The sequence below is a fragment of the Pseudomonas frederiksbergensis genome (genome assembly GCF_003732665.1).
In the GTDB taxonomy this organism is placed as follows: Bacteria; Pseudomonadota; Gammaproteobacteria; order Pseudomonadales; family Pseudomonadaceae; genus Aquipseudomonas; species Aquipseudomonas frederiksbergensis_G.
The window spans coordinates 157,079-176,543 of sequence record NZ_MOBP01000009.1 but is presented as its reverse complement, the minus strand read 5'-3'; the positions used below and the strand labels follow the sequence as shown (position 1 = coordinate 176,543).

The window sequence follows — 19,465 nt, the reverse complement described above, 5'->3', positions numbered from 1 at the left end:
GCTTGCAAGGCGAGTTAAAACTCTGCTTTGCCGCTTGATTCAGGCCTCATGTCACCTGCGCTCGTTACACCTGCAAACTCCACCGTTACGTAGCGAAAGCCCCGTAGGACGGCCTCGCGTCCTGGTGAATTGCGTTGGTCAGGGCCGGTTTTTGACCGTTAGTCCGCTGTCCAGGCCGTTTTTGGCGGCGTTCGCGACTATAGCAGCAATGATTAAGTGCTTCAATTCCATAAAAAATTGTTATCATCCGCGCCATGACGACTACCGCCCCCTCGACCCCAGCCGTACAACTGCTGGAGGTCTCGCCGGAATATGCCGGCCAACGTATTGATAACTTCCTTCTCGCTCGGCTCAAAGGCGTGCCCAAGACCTTGATTTACCGCATTTTGCGCAAAGGCGAAGTGCGAGTGAACAAAGGCCGGATCAAGCCCGAATACAAGCTGCAGGCGGGCGATATCGTGCGCGTGCCGCCGGTTCGCGTGCCCGAGCGCGACGAACCGGTGCCGCTGGCACAAGGCCTGCTCCAGCGCCTCGAAGCCTCGATTATCTTCGAGGACAAGGCGCTGATCGTGATCAACAAGCCTTGCGGCATTGCGGTTCACGGCGGCAGCGGCTTGACCTACGGCGTGATCGAAGCCTTTCGTCAGTTGCGTCCCGATTGCAAAGAGCTCGAACTGGTTCACCGCCTCGACCGTGACACCTCCGGCCTGCTGATGATCGCCAAGAAGCGCAGCATGCTGCGCCACTTGCACACGGCATTGCGCGGCGATGGCGTCGACAAGCGCTATATGGCGCTGGTCCGCGGCAACTGGGCGGCCTCGATCAAGCAAGTCCGTGCATCGCTGGGCAAGAGCAACTTGCGTTCAGGCGAACGCATGGTTGAGGTCGACGAGGAGGAGGGCAAAGAGTCTGTGACCGTGTTCAAGGTCCTGCGCCGTTTCGGCGATTTTGCCACCCTGATCGAAGCCAAGCCGATTACCGGGCGGACTCACCAGATCCGCGTCCACACCCTGCACGCCGGGCATTGCATTGCCGGTGACACCAAGTACGGCGATGACGATTTCAGTAAAGAGATTCGTGACCTGGGCGGCAAACGCCTGTTCCTCCACGCCTACCTGCTGACCGTGCCGTTGCCTGATGGCGGCGAGTTGAAGTTGCAGGCGCCGGTGGATGAGATGTGGGCCAAGACCGTGGAGCGCCTGAGTGCACCCCTCTGATTACAAACTGCTGATTTTCGATTGGGACGGCACCTTGGCCGATTCCATTGGTCGGATTGTCGAGGCGATGCATGTCGCGTCCGAGCGCTCCGGTTTTCAATTGCGGGATGACTTTGCCGTCAAAGGCATTATCGGCTTGGGCTTGCCCGAGGCGATTCGCACGTTGTATCCGCAGATTGGCGACGACGAGCTGATAGCGTTCCGTCAGCACTACGCGGATCACTACATCGCTGCGGAAGCAGTGCCTTCGCCGTTGTTCGAGGGTGTTGTCGAGTCGATGGCGGCGTTTCGCGATGCCGGTTATCACTTGGCGGTCGCCACCGGCAAGGCGCGGCGCGGGCTGGATCGGGTGCTCAAGGCCCATGGTTGGGAAGACTATTTCGATATCACCCGTGCCGCCGATGAGACCGCCAGCAAGCCGCATCCGTTGATGCTGGAAGAGATTCTGGCGCATTGCGGCGTTGCGCCGCAGCAGGCGTTGATGGTCGGGGATTCGTCCTTCGACTTGCAGATGGCACGCAACGCCGGAATGGATTCGGTTGCGGTCAGTTACGGCGCTCAGTCCATCGAGGCGCTGAAACTTTTTGAGCCGCGACTGGCCATTGATCATTTTTCTGAATTGCACGCGTGGTTGAATCAGCGCACCTAATACATTTTTGCTGGGGTAGATGGAATGACCGACGAATGGAAAGCACCCGATAAGTCGAGCGCTGAAGGTGGTGACGAGAAGAGCTGGAAGCTGTTGGAAAAGACCTTGCTGGCCGGCGTGCAGGAACAGCGCCGCTCCCGTCGCTGGGGGATCTTCTTCAAATTCCTGGCTTTTACGTATCTGTTTGTTGCGATGCTGTTGCTGTCGCCGCTGATCAGCATGGAAAAAAGCGCTACCCGCGGTTCGAATTACACGGCAGTGATCGATGTCACGGGCGTAATAGCTGACAAAGAAACCGCAAGTGCCGACAACATTGTCACCAGCCTGCGTGCCGCCTTCGAAGATGAGAAGGTCAAGGGCATCATCTTGCGGATCAACAGTCCTGGTGGCAGTCCGGTGCAGTCGGGTTATGTCTATGACGAGATTGGTCGCTTGCGTGCCTTGCATCCGAATATCAAGGTGTATGCCGTGATCTCGGACCTGGGCGCCTCGGGTGCTTATTACATTGCCAGCGCGGCGGATCAGATTTACGCCGACAAGGCGAGCCTGGTGGGTTCCATCGGTGTGACCGCCGCCGGTTACGGTTTCGTCGGCACCATGGAGAAGCTGGGTGTTGAGCGCCGCACCTATACCTCTGGCGAGCACAAATCGTTCCTGGACCCGTTCCAGCCGCAAAAGCCTGAAGAAACCCAGTTCTGGCAGGGCGTTCTCGACACCACTCACCAGCAGTTCATCGCGAGTGTGAAGAAGGGGCGTGGCGATCGCCTCAAGGATAAGGAGCATCCGGAGCTGTTCTCCGGTCTGGTCTGGTCGGGTGAGCAGGCACTGCCACTGGGCTTGATCGATGGCCTGGGCAATACCAGTTCGGTGGCGCGTGATGTGGTTGGCGAGAAAGAAATCGTCGATTTCACTGTCCAGGAATCGCCGCTTGATCGCTTCTCGAAGAAGCTCGGCGCCAGCGTGGCTGAGCAGATTGCGATGTGGATGGGTTTTCACGGTCCATCGTTGCGCTGATCCATTGAGCGCATAAAGAAACCGGCCTTCGTGGCCGGTTTTTTGTGTTCAGGGGATTTGCACGCCTTCAGCCAATAGCATGTCGATCAGGCGAATCAGCGGCAGGCCGATCAGGCTGGTGGCGTCAGGGCCTTCGGTGCTTTGAAACAGGCTCACCCCCAAACCTTCGGCCTTGAAGCTGCCGGCGCAGTCGTAGGGCTGTTCTGCGTGCAGGTAGCGTTCGATGCGCGCCTGATCGAGTGTGCGCATGTGTACGGTGAACGGCACGCAGTCGACCTGGCAGTGGCCGGTCTGGCTGTTGAGCAGGGCCAGGCCGGTCAGGAACGTCACGCTGGCGCCGCTGGAGGCCAGAAGCTGTTCCCGGGCCTTTTCGAAGGTGTGGGGTTTGCCGATAATCCGCTCGCCGAGCACCGCGACCTGATCGGAGCCGATGATCAGGTGGGCGGGGTGGCTGGCGGCCAGTGCCCTGGCTTTCTCTTCGGCGAGGCGCTTGACCAGATTAATTGCGGACTCGTCGAGACGATGGCTTTCGTCGATATCCGGCGAGCTGCAGGTAAATTCAAGTTGCAGGCGGCCCAGCAATTCCCGGCGATAAACCGAGCTTGAAGCGAGTAATAAAGGCAGCATGGGCATCTCCAAAAGGCAGGGGCGAATTCTAGCGAGGCTTCCAAGTGACGGACAGGGCTGAATTTCCTTTGACATGGCCGGGTGCATCCCTATAATGCTGCGCCTATGTTGAATGACCCGATTCCACCTCACGTTGACCCGCGCAAATTGGCTGATCGTGGCACCACCCTTCAAGGTGAACTGCTGCTGGCCGATTTGGAGAGACTCTGCGACCCGCTTTCCGACACTGTCGGTACGGTGCAGGCTAAATTCGTTTTTGAACGAGATGAACGTAAGTCTGTGGTAATCCACAGTTTTATCGACACCGAAGTCAAAATGGTTTGCCAGCGATGTCTTGAGCTGGTCACCCTGCCGATCCATAGCGAATGCAGTTATGCTGTGGTGAAGGAGGGTGCGAATACCCAGTCGTTGCCGAAAGGTTATGACGTGCTGGAACTGGGCGAAGATCCATTGGATCTGCAGTCACTGATCGAGGAGGAGCTTTTGCTCGCCTTGCCCATTGTGCCTGCTCATCATCCGGAAGAATGCCAGCAGCCGGCGGGTCTCGATGAGCCCGAACCGAGCGAGGACGAGGTAACGCGGTCCAACCCGTTCAGTGTATTGGCGCAGTTAAAGCGTGACCCAAACGTTTAGGAGTTAATCAATTATGGCTGTTCAGCAGAACAAAAAATCCCGCTCTGCCCGTGACATGCGTCGTTCGCACGACGCCCTGACGGCGAGCACTCTGTCTGTAGAAAAAACCACCGGTGAAATTCACCTGCGTCACCACGTATCGCCAGAAGGCGTATACCGTGGCCGTAAAGTGATCGACAAGGGCGCTGACGAGTAATCACTTGTCTGCTCAAGTCATCGCGATTGACGCAATGGGCGGGGACTTCGGTCCCCGCAGCATTGTTCAGGCCAGCCTTGCTTGCCTGTCTGCTACACCCTCGCTGCACCTGACCCTCGTCGGTCAACCTACCCTTTTAGAAGAACTGCTCTGTGGCCAATCGGCTGTGGATCGCGCGCGCCTGTCGATTACGCCGGCGTCCGAAGTCATCACCATGGACGAAAAGCCTGCCCAGGCCTTGCGCGGCAAGCCTGATTCGTCGATGCGCGTGGCCCTTGAGCTGTTGCGTGATGGCAAGGTCCAGGCCTGTGTCAGTGCCGGCAATACCGGGGCGCTGATGGCTTTGTCGCGGTTTGTGCTCAAAACCTTGCCCGGCATCGATCGGCCTGCGATGGTGGCGGCCATTCCGACCCAGAAGGGCTATTGCCAGTTGCTCGACCTCGGTGCCAATGTCGATTGCAGTGCCGAGCATTTGTTGCAGTTCGCGATCATGGGCTCGGTGGCGGCGGAAACCCTCGGCGTAGTTCGCCCGCGAGTGGCGCTGCTGAACATTGGCACTGAAGACATCAAGGGCAATCAGCAGGTCAAGCTCGCCGCGACCTTGTTGCAGAGCGCCCGAGGCATCAACTACATCGGTTTTGTCGAAGGTGATGGCTTGTACCGGGGCGAGGCGGATGTGGTGGTGTGCGATGGTTTTGTCGGCAATATCCTGCTCAAGTCCAGCGAAGGCCTAGCGACCATGATTGCCGGGCGTATCGAAGCCTTGTTCAAGAAAAACCTCGCCTCGCGCATGGTCGGTGCCCTGGCGCTGCCGCTGATGAAGCGCTTGCAGGCCGATCTGGCCCCGGCGCGCCACAATGGCGCGAGTTTCCTTGGCTTGCAGGGCATTGTCGTGAAAAGCCACGGCTCCGCTGGTGTGCAGGGCTTCCAAAGCGCTATCCAGCGTGCGCTGATCGAGATCCAGGAAAACCTTCCGCAACGGTTGCACGGTCGTCTGGAGGATTTGTTGCCTTAGGCGTTTTCGTCGGACAATGCTTAAATGTGACCGCTCAGTTCAATTGGCCATCCAACTGTCAGTTTCTTGTGTCCCTATAACGGGACGTCAATTCTCCGACGACAAGATCATTAGGGGCTTGTTACATGTCTGCTTCCCTCGCATTCGTCTTTCCAGGACAGGGTTCGCAGTCCCTCGGCATGCTGGCCGAGTTGGGCGCGCAACATCCAGTGGTCCTCGAAACATTCAAAGAAGCTTCCGATGCTCTGGGTTACGACCTGTGGGCACTGACCCAGCAAGGGCCGGAAGAGCAACTCAATCAAACCGATAAAACCCAGCCGGCCATTCTGACCGCCTCGATCGCCCTGTGGCGCCTGTGGCTGGCGCAAGGCGGCGCGCGTCCGGCTTACGTTGCCGGTCACAGCCTGGGCGAATACAGCGCCCTGGTGGCCGCGGGCAGCCTGAGTCTGGGCGACGCGGTGAAACTGGTCGAGCGTCGTGGTCAACTGATGCAAGAAGCCGTTCCGGCCGGGCAGGGCGGCATGGCCGCTATCCTCGGTCTGGAAGATGCCGATGTGCTGGCAGCCTGTGCCGAAGCGGCCCAAGGCGAAGTGGTCAGTGCCGTTAACTTCAACTCCCCTGGCCAGGTCGTAATCGCTGGTGCCAAGGCGGCGGTCGAGCGGGCCATCGAAGGCTGCAAGGCCCGTGGTGCCAAGCGCGCCATGCCGTTGCCGGTCAGCGTGCCGTCCCACTGCGAACTGATGCGTCCGGCGGCCGAGCGTTTTGCCGAGTCCATCGCTGCCATTGACTGGCAGGCGCCACAGATCCCGGTGGTACAGAACGTCAGCGCTGCTGTGCCGGCGGATCTGGACACCCTCAAGCGTGATCTGCTTGAACAGCTCTACAAGCCTGTGCGCTGGGTCGAATCGGTCCAGGCGCTGGCTGCCAAGGGCGCGACCCAACTGGTCGAGTGCGGCCCAGGCAAGGTGCTTGCCGGCCTGAATAAACGCTGCGCCGAAGGCGTGTCGACATCCAACCTTAATACCCCAGACGCTTTCGCTGCCGCTCGCGCAGCGTTGGCCTGAATCAGGAGAAGCTTGCATGAGTCTGCAAGGTAAAGTTGCATTGGTCACCGGTGCGAGCCGCGGTATCGGCCAGGCTATCGCCCTGGAATTGGGTCGTCAGGGCGCCATCGTCATCGGCACCGCGACCACCGCTTCGGGCGCCGAGCGCATCGCTGCAACCCTGAAAGAAAACGCTATCGAAGGCACTGGCCTGGAACTTAATGTCACCAGTGACGAGTCCGTTGCGGCAGTGCTGGCGAACATCACTGCGCAATTCGGTGTCCCGGTAATCCTTGTCAACAATGCTGGCATCACCCGCGATAATCTGATGATGCGCATGAAAGACGACGAATGGAACGACGTCATCGATACCAACTTGAACAGTCTGTTCCGCCTGTCCAAGGGTGTTTTGCGCGGCATGACCAAGGCCCGTTGGGGACGAATTATCAGTATTGGTTCGGTTGTGGGTGCCATGGGCAACGCAGGCCAAGTAAACTACGCTGCCGCCAAGGCCGGTCTGGAAGGTTTCAGCCGCGCACTGGCGCGTGAAGTCGGTTCGCGTTCGATTACGGTAAACTCGGTGGCCCCAGGGTTCATCGACACCGATATGACGCGCGAACTGCCTGAAGCGCAGCGTGAATCCTTGGTGACACAGATTCCGCTGGGCCGTTTGGGGCAAGCTCAAGAGATCGCGTCTGTGGTCGCTTTTCTTGCGTCCGACGGTGCGGCTTACGTTACTGGGGCTACAATCCCGGTGAACGGCGGGATGTACATGAGTTAAATGTGACGGGTTGCTTCAAAAAAATGTCATACGAGCTGTCTAAAATCCGTTATAAAGCTGCAATCTATTTATAGGCAGAGGGCCGCAGGGTTTGAGGAGTGAAGCTTTCAGTTGAAAAACTGAAAAGTCTTTCTATACACTTACCCACTGGCCAGCTGCCTGAATTTGTCCATTAGGAGTGAAAACAAGGTATGAGCACCATCGAAGAGCGCGTCAAGAAAATCGTTGCTGAGCAACTGGGCGTTAAAGAAGAAGAAGTGGTCAACACTGCTTCCTTCGTTGAAGACCTGGGTGCCGACTCCCTTGACACCGTTGAGCTGGTGATGGCTCTGGAAGAGGAATTCGAGACCGAAATCCCTGACGAAGAAGCTGAGAAGATCACTACTGTACAAGCTGCAATCGATTACGTTACTAACCACCAGGCTTAATAGCTTGTAATCGTTGCTAGCTGTCATGGAAAAACCGCACTGCCATCACGGCGTGCGGTTTTTTCTTTAGGCCTGATGCAAAGTCGTCATTTGAAAAAGGAGAGTGCTGTGTCGCGTAGACGCGTCGTAGTCACCGGTATGGGTATGTTGTCGCCACTGGGCACGGATGTGCCGAGCAGTTGGCAGGGCATTCTGGCTGGCCGCAGTGGCATTGGTCTGATCGAACACACCGACCTTTCTGCCTATTCCACCCGTTTTGGCGGCTCGGTAAAGGGCTTCAATGTCGAGGAGTACCTGTCGGTCAAGGAAGCTCGCAAGCTCGACCTGTTCATTCAATACGGTCTGGCCGCAGGTTTTCAGGCTGTGCGTAACGCGGGTCTGGAAGTCACCGACGCCAACCGTGAGCGCATCGGCGTGGCCATGGGTTCGGGTATTGGCGGACTGACCAATATCGAAGAAACCAGCCGCACCCTGCATGATTCTGGCCCTCGTCGAATTTCACCATTCTTCGTGCCCGGCTCGATCATCAATATGATTTCCGGTTTCCTGTCCATCCACCTGGGTGCACAGGGACCTAACTACGCCATCGCCACTGCATGCACCACCGGTACGCACTGCATCGGCATGGCGGCGCGCAACATCATGTACGACGAAGCCGACGTGATGATTGCCGGCGGCGCTGAAATGGCGGCCTGCGGTCTGGGCATGGGCGGCTTCGGTGCCTCCCGCGCACTGTCGACCCGCAACGACGAGCCGACCCGTGCCAGCCGTCCATGGGACAAGGGCCGTGATGGCTTCGTCCTGTCCGATGGCGCCGGTGCATTGGTGCTCGAAGAGCTGGAGCACGCCAAGGCCCGTGGCGCGACCATCTACGCCGAGCTGATCGGCTTCGGCACCAGTGGCGATGCCTACCACATGACGTCGCCTCCCGCCGACGGCGCCGGTGCTGCACGTTGCATCACCAATGCCCTGCGCGACGCCAAGATCAATGGCGACCAGGTCCAGTACATCAACGCCCACGGCACTTCCACTTCGGCCGGTGACCTCGCCGAAGCCTGTGCGATCAAGTCGGTGTTCGGCGATCACGCCTACAAGCTGGCGGTCAGTTCGACCAAGTCCATGACCGGTCACCTGTTGGGTGCGGCGGGCGCGGTCGAGGCGATCTTCAGTGTGCTGGCGATCAACAGCCAGGTGGCGCCGCCGACCATCAACCTCGATGAGCCGGACGAAGGCTGCGACCTCGACTTCGTGCCGCACACCGCGCGCAACATGGATATCGATGTGGTGCTGTCCAACTCCTTCGGGTTTGGTGGCACCAACGGCTCGCTGGTGTTCCGCCGGTTCGCTGACTGATGGACAGCTGGGTCGACGGTCAGCCGGCTGACGCTTTGTCGCTGAAGGATCGCGGCCTGGCTTACGGTGATGGTCTGTTCGAGACCATTGCCGTGCGCGGTGGGCAACCGTTGTTGCTGGAGCGGCATCTGTCGCGCCTGGCACAGGGGTGTTCACGCCTGGCGATCACTGCCGATCATGGGTTGATCCGCAGCGAGCTGCTGGCCTATGCCGCTGCAATGGGCGAGGGCGTGCTCAAGCTCATCGTCACCCGCGGCGACAGCTTGCGCGGTTACGCTCCCGACCCTTCGGCCCAGGCCCGACGCATTCTGCAAGGTAATCCGCTCGCCGCTTATCCCGCCGTGCATGCCGAGCAGGGCGTTCGCTTGTTTCCCTGCGCCACACGCCTGTCCAACCAGCCATTGCTCGCCGGGCTCAAGCATTTGAATCGCCTGGAGCAAGTGATTGCCCGTTCCGAGTGGCAAGACACCGAGCACGCCGAAGGCTTGATGCTTGATCGGGTCGGTCGGGTCATCGAAGGTGTCTTCAGCAATCTGTTCCTGGTGCGCAATGGTGTGCTGATCACCGCCGATCTCAAGCGCTGTGGCGTGGCCGGGGTGATGCGCGCCGAATTATTGTTTCAGGCTGAGTCATTGGGCATTCCCACGCAAATCATCGACATCAGCCTCGATCAGCTGCAATGGGCTGATGAAGTCTTTGTCTGCAACAGCGTGTATGGCGTTTGGCCGGTGCGCGCCTACGCAGCACTGAGCTGGTCGGTTGGCCCGCTCACCCGTAAACTCCAAACCATTGCCCGTGCGCTACTGGATGCTTGATACGTGAGACGTAAATTCTTGCTGCTGCTGGAAACCGGACTGGTTCTGGCGGGGCTGCTAATGGCCGCTTCGGCCTGGAAAATCCATTCGGCGCTGGAACAGCCGCTGAACATTACCCAGGAAGAACTGCTGGAAGTGCCCAAGGGCACGACACCGACCCGCACTTTCTATCGACTCGAAGCCGATGGCGTCATCAAGGACGCCTTCTGGTTGCGCGTCTATTGGCGTTTCAACCTGGCCGGCACCCCGATCCACAGCGGTGAATACCGCATGCTGCCGGGCATGAACGTCAACGGTCTGATCGACTTGTGGAAGCGCGGCGAAGTGGTGCAGTACAGCGTGACCCTGGTCGAAGGCTGGAATTTCCGCCAAGTCCGCGCGGCGCTGGCCAAGGACGACAAGCTCAAGCAAACACTGAACGGCCTGAGCGACACGCAAGTCATGGACAAGATCGGCCATAGCGGGATTTTCCCTGAAGGTCGCTTCTTCCCGGACACTTACAGCTTTGTGCGTGGCATTACCGACGTCGAGTTGCTGAAAAAAGCCTATGAGCGCCTCGACGAAGTACTCGCCAAGGAATGGGACAAACGCGCCGCTGACGCACCGTACACCGAGCCCTATCAGGCGCTGATCATGGCCTCGTTGGTGGAGAAGGAAACCGGCGTGCCCCAGGAGCGCGGGCAGATAGCTGGCGTATTCGTGCGGCGGATGGCGATCGGCATGATGCTGCAGACCGATCCGACGGTGATTTACGGTTTGGGTGATCGCTACACCGGCAAGCTGACCCGCGCCCATCTCAAGGAAGCGACGCCGTACAACACTTACATGATCACCGGCCTGCCGCCGACCCCGATTGCCATGGTCGGCCGCGAAGCGATCCATGCGGCGCTGAACCCAGTGGCCGGCAACAGTTTGTATTTCGTGGCGCGTGGCGATGGCAGCCATGTTTTCTCCGATGACCTGGATGCCCACAACTCGGCGGTGCGCGAGTTCCAGCTCAAGCGCCGTGCCGATTACCGCTCCAGCCCGGCACCGGCCAACGGGGCGGTGACGCCGGAGGCCGAGGCGCCGATTCCCGCAGCGTCCCCGGATACCGCGCCGGAAGCAGTGCCGCAGGTGCCGCCCCAAGAGCCGGCGCCTGCACCCGCATCAGCGCCCGCGCCAGAATCCGTACCACCGATGCCGGCCCAGGAGTCCGCGCCTGCTCCGGCACCCGCGCCGGATGCGCCGGCGTCGCAAAGCCCGCAATGACTCTGATTAAGGACTGCCCGTGACTGGCTTGTTTATTACCCTGGAAGGCCCGGAAGGCGCCGGCAAGAGCACCAACCGCGAATACCTGGCCGAGCGCCTGCGCGCCGCCGGTATCGAAGTGCTGCTGACCCGCGAGCCGGGCGGCACGCCGTTGGCCGAGCGCATTCGCGAAGTGCTGTTGGCTCCGGTGGATGAAGTCATGAACCCTGACACCGAACTGTTGCTGGTGTTCGCCGCCCGGGCCCAGCATCTGGCCGAGGTGATTCGTCCGGCGCTGGCCCGTGGCGCGGTGGTGTTGTGTGATCGCTTTACCGATTCGACCTACGCCTATCAGGGTGGCGGTCGCGGTTTGTCGCTGGAGCGCATCGCCACTCTGGAATCTTTCGTCCAGGGCGACTTGCGCCCGGACCTGACCCTGATTTTCGATCTGCCTGTGGAAGTCGGCCTGGCCCGCGCCAGCGCTCGCGGTCGGCTGGATCGTTTCGAACTCGAAGGCCGCGCCTTTTTCGATGCGGTACGCAGTGCTTTCCTCAAGCGTGCTGAAGCGGATCCTGCGCGTTACGTGCGGGTAGATGCGGCGCAACCGTTGCCGCAAGTCCAGCAGTCGCTGGATGCGTTGCTCCCGCGTTTGCTGGAGCTGACCCGTGGCTGAGGCCTATCCATGGCAGGACGAGCTCTGGCAGCAACTGGCGGGCCGTAAACAGCACGCCCATGCCTATTTGCTCCATGGCCCGGCCGGGATCGGCAAGCGTGCCTTGGCCGAGCGGCTGATGGCGCATCTGCTGTGTCAGCGTCCGACGGCGCTGGATGCCTGCGGTGAGTGCAAATCCTGCCTGCTGCTCAAGGCCGGCAGTCACCCTGACAACTACATCCTGGAGCCGGAAGAGGCGGACAAGGCGATCAAGGTCGATCAAGTGCGTGATCTGGTCAGCTTCGTGGTCCAGACCGCACAGATGGGCGGGCGCAAAGTGGTGCTGATCGAGCCGGTAGAGTCGATGAACGTCAACGCTGCCAACGCCTTGCTCAAGAGTCTTGAAGAACCGTCCGGCGATACCGTGTTGTTGCTGGTCAGCCACCAGACCAGTCGTTTGTTGCCGACGATCAAGAGTCGCTGCCAGCAGCAGGCCTGTCCGTTGCCGAGCGAGGCGATGAGCCTGGCGTGGTTGGCGACGGCGTTGCCGGAGTGCTCGCCGGAAGAACGCGTCGAGTTGCTGACCCTGGCCGCCGGTTCGCCGTTGGCCGCAGTTAAATTGCAGAACCAGGGCGTACGCGAGCAGCGGGTGCTGGTGGTCGAGGGTGTGAAGCAGTTGCTCAAGCAACAGAAATCACCGACCCAGTTGGCCGAAGAATGGAAAAGCATTCCCCAATTACTGTTGTTCGACTGGTTCTGTGACTGGTCGAGCCTGATCCTGCGCTATCAGTTGACCCAGGATGAAGAAGGTCTGGGACTGATGGACATGCGCAAGGTCATTCAGTACCTGGCGCAGAAGTCCGGGCAGGGCAAAGTGCTGAGTATTCAGGACTGGATCCTCGCCCAGCGGCAGAAGGTTATGAGCAAGGCCAACCTCAACCCGGCGCTGCTGCTTGAGGCGCTGCTGGTGCAATGGGTGTCTTTGCCGGGCCAGAAGTGACTAAACTCTGAGCATCAGCCGTGGAGGTCAGCATGAATGAACCGCTCAACACCGGGCCGCGCAACGGCATCTTGTCCCTGACCATCAAGGACAAGTCCGTGCTCTACGCCGCCTACATGCCGTTTATCAAGAATGGCGGCCTGTTCATCCCGACCAACAAAAGCTACAAGTTGGGCGACGAGGTGTTCATGTTGCTGAACCTGATGGACGAGGCGGAAAAGATCCCCGTCGCTGGTAAAGTCACCTGGATCACCCCTAAAGGCGCCCAGGGCAACCGCGCCGCTGGCGTCGGCGTGCAGTTCAATGACGGTGACAACACCGCCCGCAGTCGAATCGAAACCCATCTGGCCGGAGCCCTTAAATCCGACCGTCCCACTCATACGATGTAAGTTGCAGCCCTTTTTATGCTCGTAGATTCCCATTGCCACCTTGATCGCCTCGACCTTGCCGCCCACGACGGTTCCCTGGATGCCGCACTGGATGCGGCCCGGCAGCGCGGGGTCGGGCACTTTCTGTGCATCGGCGTCAGCGTCGACAACGCCGCCGAAGTCAAAGCCCTGGCCGAACGTTATGACGACGTCGATTGCTCGGTCGGCGTGCATCCGCTGGACGTAAAACCCGGCGCCGCACCCGCGCTGGACTGGCTGTTGCGGGAACTCAATCACCCTCGTGTCGTGGCGATTGGTGAAACCGGCCTGGATTACCACTACGAGCCGGAAGCCGCCGAGTTACAGCAGGAGTCCTTCCGCCTGCACCTGCAAGCCGCCCAGCAGACCGGCAAACCGGTGATCATCCACACCCGTGGCGCCCGCGCCGATACCCTGGAGCTGTTGCGCGACGCCGCGTTGCCCCAGGCGGGCGTGCTGCATTGCTTCACCGAAGACTGGGACATGGCCAAGGCTGCGCTGGACATGGGTTATTACATTTCCCTGTCCGGAATTGTCACGTTCCGCAATGCCGATGCGTTGCGTGACGTGGCGAGCAAGGTGCCGGCCGACCGTTTGCTGGTGGAGACTGATTCGCCGTACCTGGCGCCGATCCCTTATCGCGGCAAACCGAACCTGCCGCAATATGTGCGAGAAGTGGCAGAGTTCCTGGCGATGTTGCGTGGGGAGCCGTATGAGCGATTTGCCGAGCAGACCACCGAGAACTTCAAGCGGCTGTTTCCTCTGGCGCATGTGAAATCCGCTTAGGATTCACCACCGCGTTCGCGGGCAAGCCCGCTCCCGCAGGGTTAAATCGCAGGCAAAAAAAACCCGGGTTCTGGGGGGTGAATCCGGGTTAAGACCATTAGGAGTAAAACAAAGGCACGCGGTCCGTTGGTACCTATATCGACGCGGCACTTGGGGGAGATGCCCCGCCGACAGTTCAAGTATTGATCAGTATCGCGCTGAGTCCAGTTTGCCTGCCCCGGTTTTTAAACAATTTTGGAATACGGCCGCTTCGGAAGAGTTCTCATCAACCGGCGAGCTTGCGTGAAATCATCAAGAAACACAGATATGCTCGGATGATCCGTGCATTTTGGCGCAAGTTAGGCATAATACGCGGCTTCGAATTTTGACCCCTACAGACCTTTTCTTATGCATAAAGAACCTCGTAAGGTCCGTGAGTTTCGTCGCCGCGAGCAAGAAATTCTCGATACCGCGCTCAAGCTGTTCCTCGACCAAGGTGAAGACAGTGTCACCGTCGAGATGATTGCTGATGCCGTCGGTATCGGCAAAGGCACGATCTACAAGCACTTCAAATCCAAGGCCGAGATCTATCTGCGCCTGATGCTCGATTACGAGCGCGATTTGAACGAGCTGCTGCATTCGGCGGATGTCGACAAGGACAAGGAAGCCCTGTCCCGGGCCTACTTCGAATTCCGCATGCGCGATCCGCAACGCTACCGCTTGTTCGATCGCCTGGAAGAAAAGGTGGTCAAGGGCAATCAGGTGCCGGAAATGGTCGAGGAGCTGCACAAGATACGTGCCTCGAACTTTGAACGCCTGACTCTGCTGATCAAGGGCCGGATCAGCGAAGGCAAGCTCGAAGACGTGCCGCCGTACTTCCATTACTGCGCATCCTGGGCGCTGGTGCATGGCGCCGTGGCGCTGTATCACTCGCCGTTCTGGAGCAATGTGCTGGAAGATCAGGAAGGTTTCTTCCAGTTCCTGATGGACATCGGCGTGCGCATGGGCAACAAACGCAAGCGCGACACCGACACTCCAAGCAGCTGAACCATTCAGTTGGCTGATTGCGCCATTATTTCGTTACATGGCGCAGTACCGCAGGAATATACTCAGGCTTAGGTATTGCTAAAACTTGATTTGTGAGTCAAGTTTTAGCGGTCCCGAAACTTCTTCTGCCGGAGTGATCCATGATCGTTGACCGTCAAGGCAGGCGTTTTCGCAATTTGCGGATCAGCCTGACTTCAGCCTGCAATTACGCCTGTACCTATTGCGTGCCTAACGGCAAGCGGCTGGTGGCTGCGCAGGATGAACTGTCGGCCGAGGCCATGGCACGGGGCGTGGCGTATTTGATCGAAGCCGCCGGCATCGAGCGTTTACGCATCACCGGCGGCGAGCCGCTGGTCAGCCCCAAGCTCGAAGCCTTCATGACCGCCGTCGGCCAGATGGGCCTTGAGGACATCAGCCTGACCACCAATGGTCAGTTGCTGGCGAAAAAACTGCCGCTGCTGGTGGACGCCGGTATCCGGCGCATCAACGTTTCCCTCGATACCCTCGACGCCGGCGCCTTCCGCAGCATTGCCCGTGGCGGCGACCTGGCCACCGTGCTCGATGGCATGGACCAGGCCTCGGCGGCAGGCCTGAAGATCAAGGTCAACATGGTGCCGTTGCGCGGGCAGAACCTCGATCAGGTGATGCCGCTGCTCGACTACTGTCTGGAGCGTGGCTATGAGCTGCGCTTTATCGAGCTGATGCGCATGGGCCACCTGGCCAGCGACAACAACGCCTTCCTGCAACAGTTCGTCAGCCTTCAGCAATTGCTGAGCCTGATTGGCGACCGCTACGAATACCTGCAAGCCGACGCACCGGTGGATGCCACAGCGGTGCGCTACGAGGTTCCGGGGCAGGGCTACTTTGGCGTGATCGCCAACGAAAGCGTGCCGTTCTGCCGGACTTGCTCGCGGCTGCGGCTGTCGTCTACCGGATGGCTGCATGGTTGCCTGTCATCGAGTAATCGTCACTATGTCGGCGACCTGCTGGATAAGCCGCGTCATCAGGCACTGCCGGCCTTGCAGCGTCTATTGGTAAAAGCCCTCGGCGATAAGCAGGAAGTGGCGTTCTCCGGTGGTGCGACCATCATGAAGATTATCGGCGGCTGACACGGCCTTTGTGGCGAGGGGGCTTGCCCCCGTTGGGTCGCGAAGCGGCCCCAAAACATTCCCCTGCGTTGTGCCAGTAAAAACGGCATTCTCCGATTTCACGACTGCTGCGCAGCCGAACGGGGGCAAGCCCCCTCGCCACAGTCTGTGTTTCCAAACTCGAATTATCGATAGACCCAAGGACTGGCGCGGAAGCTGCATCCAACGCCCATTCGCCGGTTTTCCGTCACCGGCTTCTGGAGGGTAGGATGCGTAGCCTGGTTTTGCTGCTGGCCGTTATGGCGCTTGGTGGCTGCATGAATGTCAGCGACATGGGCGAAGGTGTTCGCTATCACATGAGCGACGCGGGGCTGCTGGACCACAGCAACAGCCAGCGCGTGAACAACTTCCGCATTCAGCCGGACTCCTTCATCTACATCGCCCAAGGTGCCTTCGCGCCGCCTGGCAGTGCCTATCCGCGCCCGAACGTGGTGGCTGAAACCGCCTTCGACGGCTTTATCGAATACTTCCCGATGGTCCGCCGCGCCCGTGCGCCGGAAGGCCTCGACGCCGCCATGGGCGAAGCCCGGGCCGCCGGTGCGCATTACCTGCTCTACACGCGATTTGCCAAGGCTGACGACCGTATCGGCAACTCCGACGAATGGCTTGATCAGGAAGCCGTGGATCGCCTCGGTCTCGACAGCGGCGTGATTCAGATCATGTTGATCGAGACCAGCACCCAGTATTTGATCGATACTGCACGGATCAAGAGTCGTGGCGGTTTACTGACGTTCCACGACACCAAACCAGAAGACTTGCTGGGCCCGCCGCTGGAGCAATACGCTCGTAGCCTGCTGGGGCTCGGCGACCAGTAATTCCAAGGAGATTGCCATGAGTGGCCCGCAAAAAGCCAACGACCTGCTGGGGCAAATCTCCAAGACCAAGGGCTTGCCACCGGTCCACCTGTGGAACCCCGACTTCTGCGGCGATATCGACATGCGCATCGCCCGGGACGGCACCTGGTATTACTTGGGCACGCCGATCGGGCGCAAGCCGATGGTCAAGCTGTTCTCCACCATCATCCGCCGCGACGGCGATGACTACTTCCTGATCACTCCGGTTGAGAAAGTCGGGATCAAGGTCGACGACGCGCCCTTCGTGGCGATTGCCGTGGAAGTGGAAGGCGAGGGTGAAGCCCAGCTTCTGCGCTTCACCACCAACGTCGATGAGACGGCCGAGGCGGGGGCCGAACACCCGATGCGGGTGGTGATTGATCCGGTCACCCAAGAGCCTGCGCCGTACGTGCATGTGCGGACCAATCTGGAAGCGCTGATCCATCGCAATGTGTTCTATCAATTGGTGGAATTGGCGGTGAGCCGTGAGATCGACGGGCAGCGTTGGTTGGGTGTGTGGAGTGGCGGGGAGTTCTTCCCCATCGGCCTCGAACCTTAAGCAAATCAAAAAATGTGGGAGCGGGCTTGCTCGCGAAGAGGGAGTGTCAGTCGACATATCATTGGCTGACACACCGCCTTCGCGAGCAAGCCCGCTCCCACAGTTGTTTTGTGTTGTCCCGAGAAAATCAAATTGACAGCCAATCGTATGATGATTAGCGTGAGCCTCCATAGCGAACGGCTTTGAGGTTTCCATGTCCAGCAGTTTTCATGCGTCGACGGTCGATTGGCTCGGTTGCTGGATTGCTGCCGGCCAGGTGAAGCCCGGCGAAACCATCAAGGTCGAGGCTGACTTGGGCCAGCAGTTGGGGGTGAGTCGCACGGTGATCCGCGAAGCCATCAAGACTCTGGTCGCCAAAGGCCTGCTCGAAGTCGGGCCGAAAGTCGGCACACGGGTGTTGCCGACAAAACGCTGGAACCTGTTTGATCCGCAAGTCGTGGGTTGGTTGTCCCGTAGCGGTCTGCCGGAAAACTTCGTCGATGACTTGCTCGACCTGCGCCGCACCATCGAACCCATGGCCGTGCGCTGGGCCTGCGAGCGTGCCACGGTCGAACAGGTGCAAGCCATCCTCCAGGCCTACAACGCCCTGGAGCGAGCGGTGGACAGCGGCATCGATTACAACCGCGCCGACCAGTTCTTTCACGAGTGCATCCTCGCCGCCAGCCACAATCAATTCATCGAACAAATGGTTCCGGCCCTCGGTGCGCTGCTGGCGGTGTCGTTCGAAGTCTCCGCCGCCGACCCGGATGAACTCCGGCGCACACTGCCGATCCACAAAGACATGGCCGACGCCATCGCCGCCCGGGATGCCGCGCGGGGCGTGTGGGCCTGCATGACCCTGATCGACAATGCCGACCTGGCCATCAAACGCTTCTACCCACAAGTCATGGCCGACAAAAAAGCCAGCTGACCACCCACATCCCCTTGTAGGAGCGAGGCTTGCCCGCGAAAGCTATTTCATGATCAACAGAGGCGTTGAATGTTAAATCGCTTTCGCGGGCAAGCCTCGCTCCTACAGGGCAAGCCCGCTCCCACATAAAAAGCAATAAGAAGGAGGTTTCATGACGTGGACTGCCGTTACCGAACACCGCGCCCAGCTCGGTGAAGGACCCTTCTGGGACGCGCCCACCCAGGCGCTGTACTGGGTCGACATCGCCGGCAAACAAGCCCTGCGGCTGATCGGCGCCAACGTGCAGATCTGGCAGATGCCCGAGCATGTCTCCGCGTTCATCCCCTGCGAAAGCGGCGATGCGCTGGTGGCGATGAGCAGCGGCGTCTATCGCCTGGACCTGGATTCCCCCGGCCTGGAACCGCGCTTGACCCTGCTCTGCGTCGCCGACCCACAACCCGGCAACCGCCCCAACGAAGCCCGCTGCGATGCCCAAGGCCAGCTCTGGCTCGGCACCATGCAGAACAACATCGGCGAGAACGGCGAAGACCTGCCCATCGAGCGCCGCTCCGGTGGCCTTTTCCGCATCGACCGCGATGCCCGGGTCACGCCGTTGCTCCGAGGGCTGGGCATTCCCAATACTTTGCTGTGGAGCGATGACGGTACACGGCTGTACTTCGCCGACAGCCTCGACCGCACGCTCTATCAACATTTCATCCGCACCGACGGCGGCCTCGATCCGGCTCAGGTCTGGTTCGGCCCCCACGAGCGCGGCGGCCCGGACGGTTCGGCGATGGATGCCGAGGGCTATCTGTGGAACGCCCGATGGGATGGCAGTTGCCTGCTCCGATTGAACCCCGAAGGCCAGGTTGACCGGGTGATCGACTTGCCAGTCAGCCGCCCCACCAGTTGCGTGTTCGGTGGCGAAGACCTGCAAACCCTGTACATCACCAGCGCCGCGAGCCCGCTCAACCATCCACTGGACGGCGCGGTGCTGTGGATTCGGGTCGATGTGCCCGGAAAGGTCTGTACGAGATTTGCTGGTTAAATCCCAAAATATGGGATGTAAAATTATATATTGAGATTATTTGGCGGTCGGGTTTATAGTCGGCTCCATCAGTTACACGCACTCACACTTAAAAAAACAAAACAGGTGAAGTGATG

At 59.6% G+C, this 19,465-nt stretch carries 23 protein-coding genes; 22 read left to right on the top strand and 1 reads right to left on the bottom strand.

The features are described 5' to 3' along the window. The first annotated feature begins 254 nt into the window (after nucleotides 1–254). The 3 genes from rluC to sppA are packed head-to-tail and all read left to right on the top strand — an operon-like array spanning nucleotide 255 to nucleotide 2,880. The gene (gene rluC / locus BK665_RS15660; protein WP_123406970.1) at nucleotides 255–1,217 is read left to right on the top strand and encodes a 23S rRNA pseudouridine(955/2504/2580) synthase RluC; all 963 of its coding nucleotides are present in this window, start codon (nucleotides 255–257) and stop codon (nucleotides 1,215–1,217) included. Next, nucleotides 1,204–1,866, top strand: a complete 663-nt coding sequence (locus BK665_RS15655; protein WP_123406968.1) for an HAD-IA family hydrolase — start codon at nucleotides 1,204–1,206, stop codon at nucleotides 1,864–1,866. The genes rluC and BK665_RS15655 overlap by 14 nt, the downstream gene beginning before the upstream one ends. A 24-nt stretch (nucleotides 1,867–1,890) precedes the next feature. Next, a complete protein-coding gene (gene sppA, locus BK665_RS15650; RefSeq protein ID WP_123406967.1) occupies nucleotides 1,891–2,880 on the top strand; it encodes a signal peptide peptidase SppA in 990 nt (329 codons plus the stop codon). Between the two features lie 48 nt (nucleotides 2,881–2,928). Here sppA and BK665_RS15645 read toward each other — a convergent pair whose 3' ends face one another. After that, the gene (locus BK665_RS15645) at nucleotides 2,929–3,507 is read right to left on the bottom strand and encodes a Maf family protein (RefSeq protein WP_123406965.1); all 579 of its coding nucleotides are present in this window, start codon (nucleotides 3,505–3,507) and stop codon (nucleotides 2,929–2,931) included. A gap of 105 nt (nucleotides 3,508–3,612) precedes the next feature. Here BK665_RS15645 and BK665_RS15640 point away from each other — a divergent pair, with 105 nt between their 5' ends. The 19 genes from BK665_RS15640 to BK665_RS15545 all read left to right on the top strand — a co-directional run bounded on the left by BK665_RS15640 (nucleotide 3,613) and on the right by BK665_RS15545 (nucleotide 19,349). After that, entirely contained in the window at nucleotides 3,613–4,140 is a 528-nt protein-coding gene (locus tag BK665_RS15640) for a YceD family protein (protein ID WP_004371317.1), read from the top strand. Nucleotides 4,141–4,153: 13 nt separating this feature from the next. After that, nucleotides 4,154–4,336 (top strand): 50S ribosomal protein L32, encoded by a 183-nt coding sequence (gene rpmF / locus BK665_RS15635; protein WP_008152339.1) that lies wholly within the window; start codon nucleotides 4,154–4,156, stop codon nucleotides 4,334–4,336. A gap of 4 nt (nucleotides 4,337–4,340) precedes the next feature. Then, complete coding sequence (plsX, locus tag BK665_RS15630) at nucleotides 4,341–5,351, top strand: phosphate acyltransferase PlsX (protein ID WP_123406963.1); 1,011 nt, start codon at nucleotides 4,341–4,343, stop codon at nucleotides 5,349–5,351. Between the two features lie 125 nt (nucleotides 5,352–5,476). Further along, the gene (gene fabD / locus BK665_RS15625) at nucleotides 5,477–6,415 is read left to right on the top strand and encodes an ACP S-malonyltransferase (protein ID WP_123406961.1); all 939 of its coding nucleotides are present in this window, start codon (nucleotides 5,477–5,479) and stop codon (nucleotides 6,413–6,415) included. Nucleotides 6,416–6,431: 16 nt separating this feature from the next. Continuing rightward, nucleotides 6,432–7,175 carry a 3-oxoacyl-ACP reductase FabG gene (fabG, locus tag BK665_RS15620; RefSeq protein WP_123406959.1) on the top strand — a complete coding sequence of 248 codons (744 nt, stop codon included), beginning with the start codon at nucleotides 6,432–6,434 and terminating at the stop codon, nucleotides 7,173–7,175. 191 nt (nucleotides 7,176–7,366) lie between these two features. Then, nucleotides 7,367–7,603: an acyl carrier protein gene (acpP, locus tag BK665_RS15615; RefSeq protein WP_003442511.1), complete on the top strand. Its 237-nt coding sequence runs from the start codon at nucleotides 7,367–7,369 to the stop codon at nucleotides 7,601–7,603. A 108-nt stretch (nucleotides 7,604–7,711) separates the two neighbouring features. Further along, nucleotides 7,712–8,956, top strand: coding sequence for a beta-ketoacyl-ACP synthase II (gene fabF, locus BK665_RS15610; RefSeq protein WP_010461853.1), 1,245 nt, complete (start codon nucleotides 7,712–7,714; stop codon nucleotides 8,954–8,956). Beyond that, a complete protein-coding gene (gene pabC / locus BK665_RS15605; protein ID WP_123406957.1) occupies nucleotides 8,956–9,771 on the top strand; it encodes an aminodeoxychorismate lyase in 816 nt (271 codons plus the stop codon). The genes fabF and pabC overlap by 1 nt, the downstream gene beginning before the upstream one ends. Nucleotides 9,772–9,774: 3 nt before the next feature. Continuing rightward, the gene (gene mltG / locus BK665_RS15600; RefSeq protein WP_123406955.1) at nucleotides 9,775–11,022 is read left to right on the top strand and encodes an endolytic transglycosylase MltG; all 1,248 of its coding nucleotides are present in this window, start codon (nucleotides 9,775–9,777) and stop codon (nucleotides 11,020–11,022) included. 19 nt (nucleotides 11,023–11,041) lie between these two features. Beyond that, nucleotides 11,042–11,674 (top strand): dTMP kinase, encoded by a 633-nt coding sequence (gene tmk / locus BK665_RS15595; RefSeq protein ID WP_123406953.1) that lies wholly within the window; start codon nucleotides 11,042–11,044, stop codon nucleotides 11,672–11,674. Beyond that, nucleotides 11,667–12,653 carry a DNA polymerase III subunit delta' gene (locus tag BK665_RS15590; RefSeq protein ID WP_123406951.1) on the top strand — a complete coding sequence of 329 codons (987 nt, stop codon included), beginning with the start codon at nucleotides 11,667–11,669 and terminating at the stop codon, nucleotides 12,651–12,653. Before tmk ends, BK665_RS15590 begins: the two co-directional genes overlap by 8 nt. Nucleotides 12,654–12,685: 32 nt before the next feature. Beyond that, nucleotides 12,686–13,042: a PilZ domain-containing protein gene (locus tag BK665_RS15585; protein ID WP_123406950.1), complete on the top strand. Its 357-nt coding sequence runs from the start codon at nucleotides 12,686–12,688 to the stop codon at nucleotides 13,040–13,042. A gap of 15 nt (nucleotides 13,043–13,057) precedes the next feature. After that, complete coding sequence (locus tag BK665_RS15580) at nucleotides 13,058–13,846, top strand: TatD family hydrolase (protein ID WP_123406948.1); 789 nt, start codon at nucleotides 13,058–13,060, stop codon at nucleotides 13,844–13,846. 387 nt (nucleotides 13,847–14,233) lie between these two features. Next, a complete protein-coding gene (locus BK665_RS15575; protein WP_008152317.1) occupies nucleotides 14,234–14,872 on the top strand; it encodes a TetR/AcrR family transcriptional regulator in 639 nt (212 codons plus the stop codon). A 140-nt stretch (nucleotides 14,873–15,012) separates the two neighbouring features. After that, a complete protein-coding gene (locus tag BK665_RS15570) occupies nucleotides 15,013–15,981 on the top strand; it encodes a GTP 3',8-cyclase MoaA (RefSeq protein WP_123406946.1) in 969 nt (322 codons plus the stop codon). A gap of 248 nt (nucleotides 15,982–16,229) precedes the next feature. Then, the gene (locus tag BK665_RS15560; RefSeq protein ID WP_123406944.1) at nucleotides 16,230–16,835 is read left to right on the top strand and encodes a DUF4823 domain-containing protein; all 606 of its coding nucleotides are present in this window, start codon (nucleotides 16,230–16,232) and stop codon (nucleotides 16,833–16,835) included. Between the two features lie 16 nt (nucleotides 16,836–16,851). Beyond that, nucleotides 16,852–17,412, top strand: coding sequence for a DUF1285 domain-containing protein (locus tag BK665_RS15555; RefSeq protein ID WP_123406942.1), 561 nt, complete (start codon nucleotides 16,852–16,854; stop codon nucleotides 17,410–17,412). 193 nt (nucleotides 17,413–17,605) lie between these two features. Then, complete coding sequence (locus tag BK665_RS15550; protein WP_123406940.1) at nucleotides 17,606–18,322, top strand: FadR/GntR family transcriptional regulator; 717 nt, start codon at nucleotides 17,606–17,608, stop codon at nucleotides 18,320–18,322. 151 nt (nucleotides 18,323–18,473) lie between these two features. Continuing rightward, nucleotides 18,474–19,349 carry an SMP-30/gluconolactonase/LRE family protein gene (locus BK665_RS15545; RefSeq protein WP_123406938.1) on the top strand — a complete coding sequence of 292 codons (876 nt, stop codon included), beginning with the start codon at nucleotides 18,474–18,476 and terminating at the stop codon, nucleotides 19,347–19,349. Nucleotides 19,350–19,465: the final 116 nt, after the last annotated feature.

What these genes read in the sequence shown, in the direction of transcription:
- rluC (WP_123406970.1), top strand. Translation starts at nt 255, where the DNA reads ATGACGACTACCGCCCCCTCGACCCCAGCCGTACAACTGCTGGAGGTC.
- sppA (WP_123406967.1), top strand. Translation starts at nt 1,891, where the DNA reads ATGACCGACGAATGGAAAGCACCCGATAAGTCGAGCGCTGAAGGTGGT.
- BK665_RS15645 (WP_123406965.1), bottom strand. Translation starts at nt 3,507, where the DNA reads ATGCTGCCTTTATTACTCGCTTCAAGCTCGGTTTATCGCCGGGAATTG.
- BK665_RS15640 (WP_004371317.1), top strand. Translation starts at nt 3,613, where the DNA reads ATGTTGAATGACCCGATTCCACCTCACGTTGACCCGCGCAAATTGGCT.
- rpmF (WP_008152339.1), top strand. Translation starts at nt 4,154, where the DNA reads ATGGCTGTTCAGCAGAACAAAAAATCCCGCTCTGCCCGTGACATGCGT.
- fabD (WP_123406961.1), top strand. Translation starts at nt 5,477, where the DNA reads ATGTCTGCTTCCCTCGCATTCGTCTTTCCAGGACAGGGTTCGCAGTCC.
- fabG (WP_123406959.1), top strand. Translation starts at nt 6,432, where the DNA reads ATGAGTCTGCAAGGTAAAGTTGCATTGGTCACCGGTGCGAGCCGCGGT.
- acpP (WP_003442511.1), top strand. Translation starts at nt 7,367, where the DNA reads ATGAGCACCATCGAAGAGCGCGTCAAGAAAATCGTTGCTGAGCAACTG.
- pabC (WP_123406957.1), top strand. Translation starts at nt 8,956, where the DNA reads ATGGACAGCTGGGTCGACGGTCAGCCGGCTGACGCTTTGTCGCTGAAG.
- BK665_RS15585 (WP_123406950.1), top strand. Translation starts at nt 12,686, where the DNA reads ATGAATGAACCGCTCAACACCGGGCCGCGCAACGGCATCTTGTCCCTG.
- BK665_RS15580 (WP_123406948.1), top strand. Translation starts at nt 13,058, where the DNA reads ATGCTCGTAGATTCCCATTGCCACCTTGATCGCCTCGACCTTGCCGCC.
- BK665_RS15575 (WP_008152317.1), top strand. Translation starts at nt 14,234, where the DNA reads ATGCATAAAGAACCTCGTAAGGTCCGTGAGTTTCGTCGCCGCGAGCAA.
- BK665_RS15570 (WP_123406946.1), top strand. Translation starts at nt 15,013, where the DNA reads ATGATCGTTGACCGTCAAGGCAGGCGTTTTCGCAATTTGCGGATCAGC.
- BK665_RS15560 (WP_123406944.1), top strand. Translation starts at nt 16,230, where the DNA reads ATGCGTAGCCTGGTTTTGCTGCTGGCCGTTATGGCGCTTGGTGGCTGC.
- BK665_RS15555 (WP_123406942.1), top strand. Translation starts at nt 16,852, where the DNA reads ATGAGTGGCCCGCAAAAAGCCAACGACCTGCTGGGGCAAATCTCCAAG.
- BK665_RS15550 (WP_123406940.1), top strand. Translation starts at nt 17,606, where the DNA reads ATGTCCAGCAGTTTTCATGCGTCGACGGTCGATTGGCTCGGTTGCTGG.
- BK665_RS15545 (WP_123406938.1), top strand. Translation starts at nt 18,474, where the DNA reads ATGACGTGGACTGCCGTTACCGAACACCGCGCCCAGCTCGGTGAAGGA.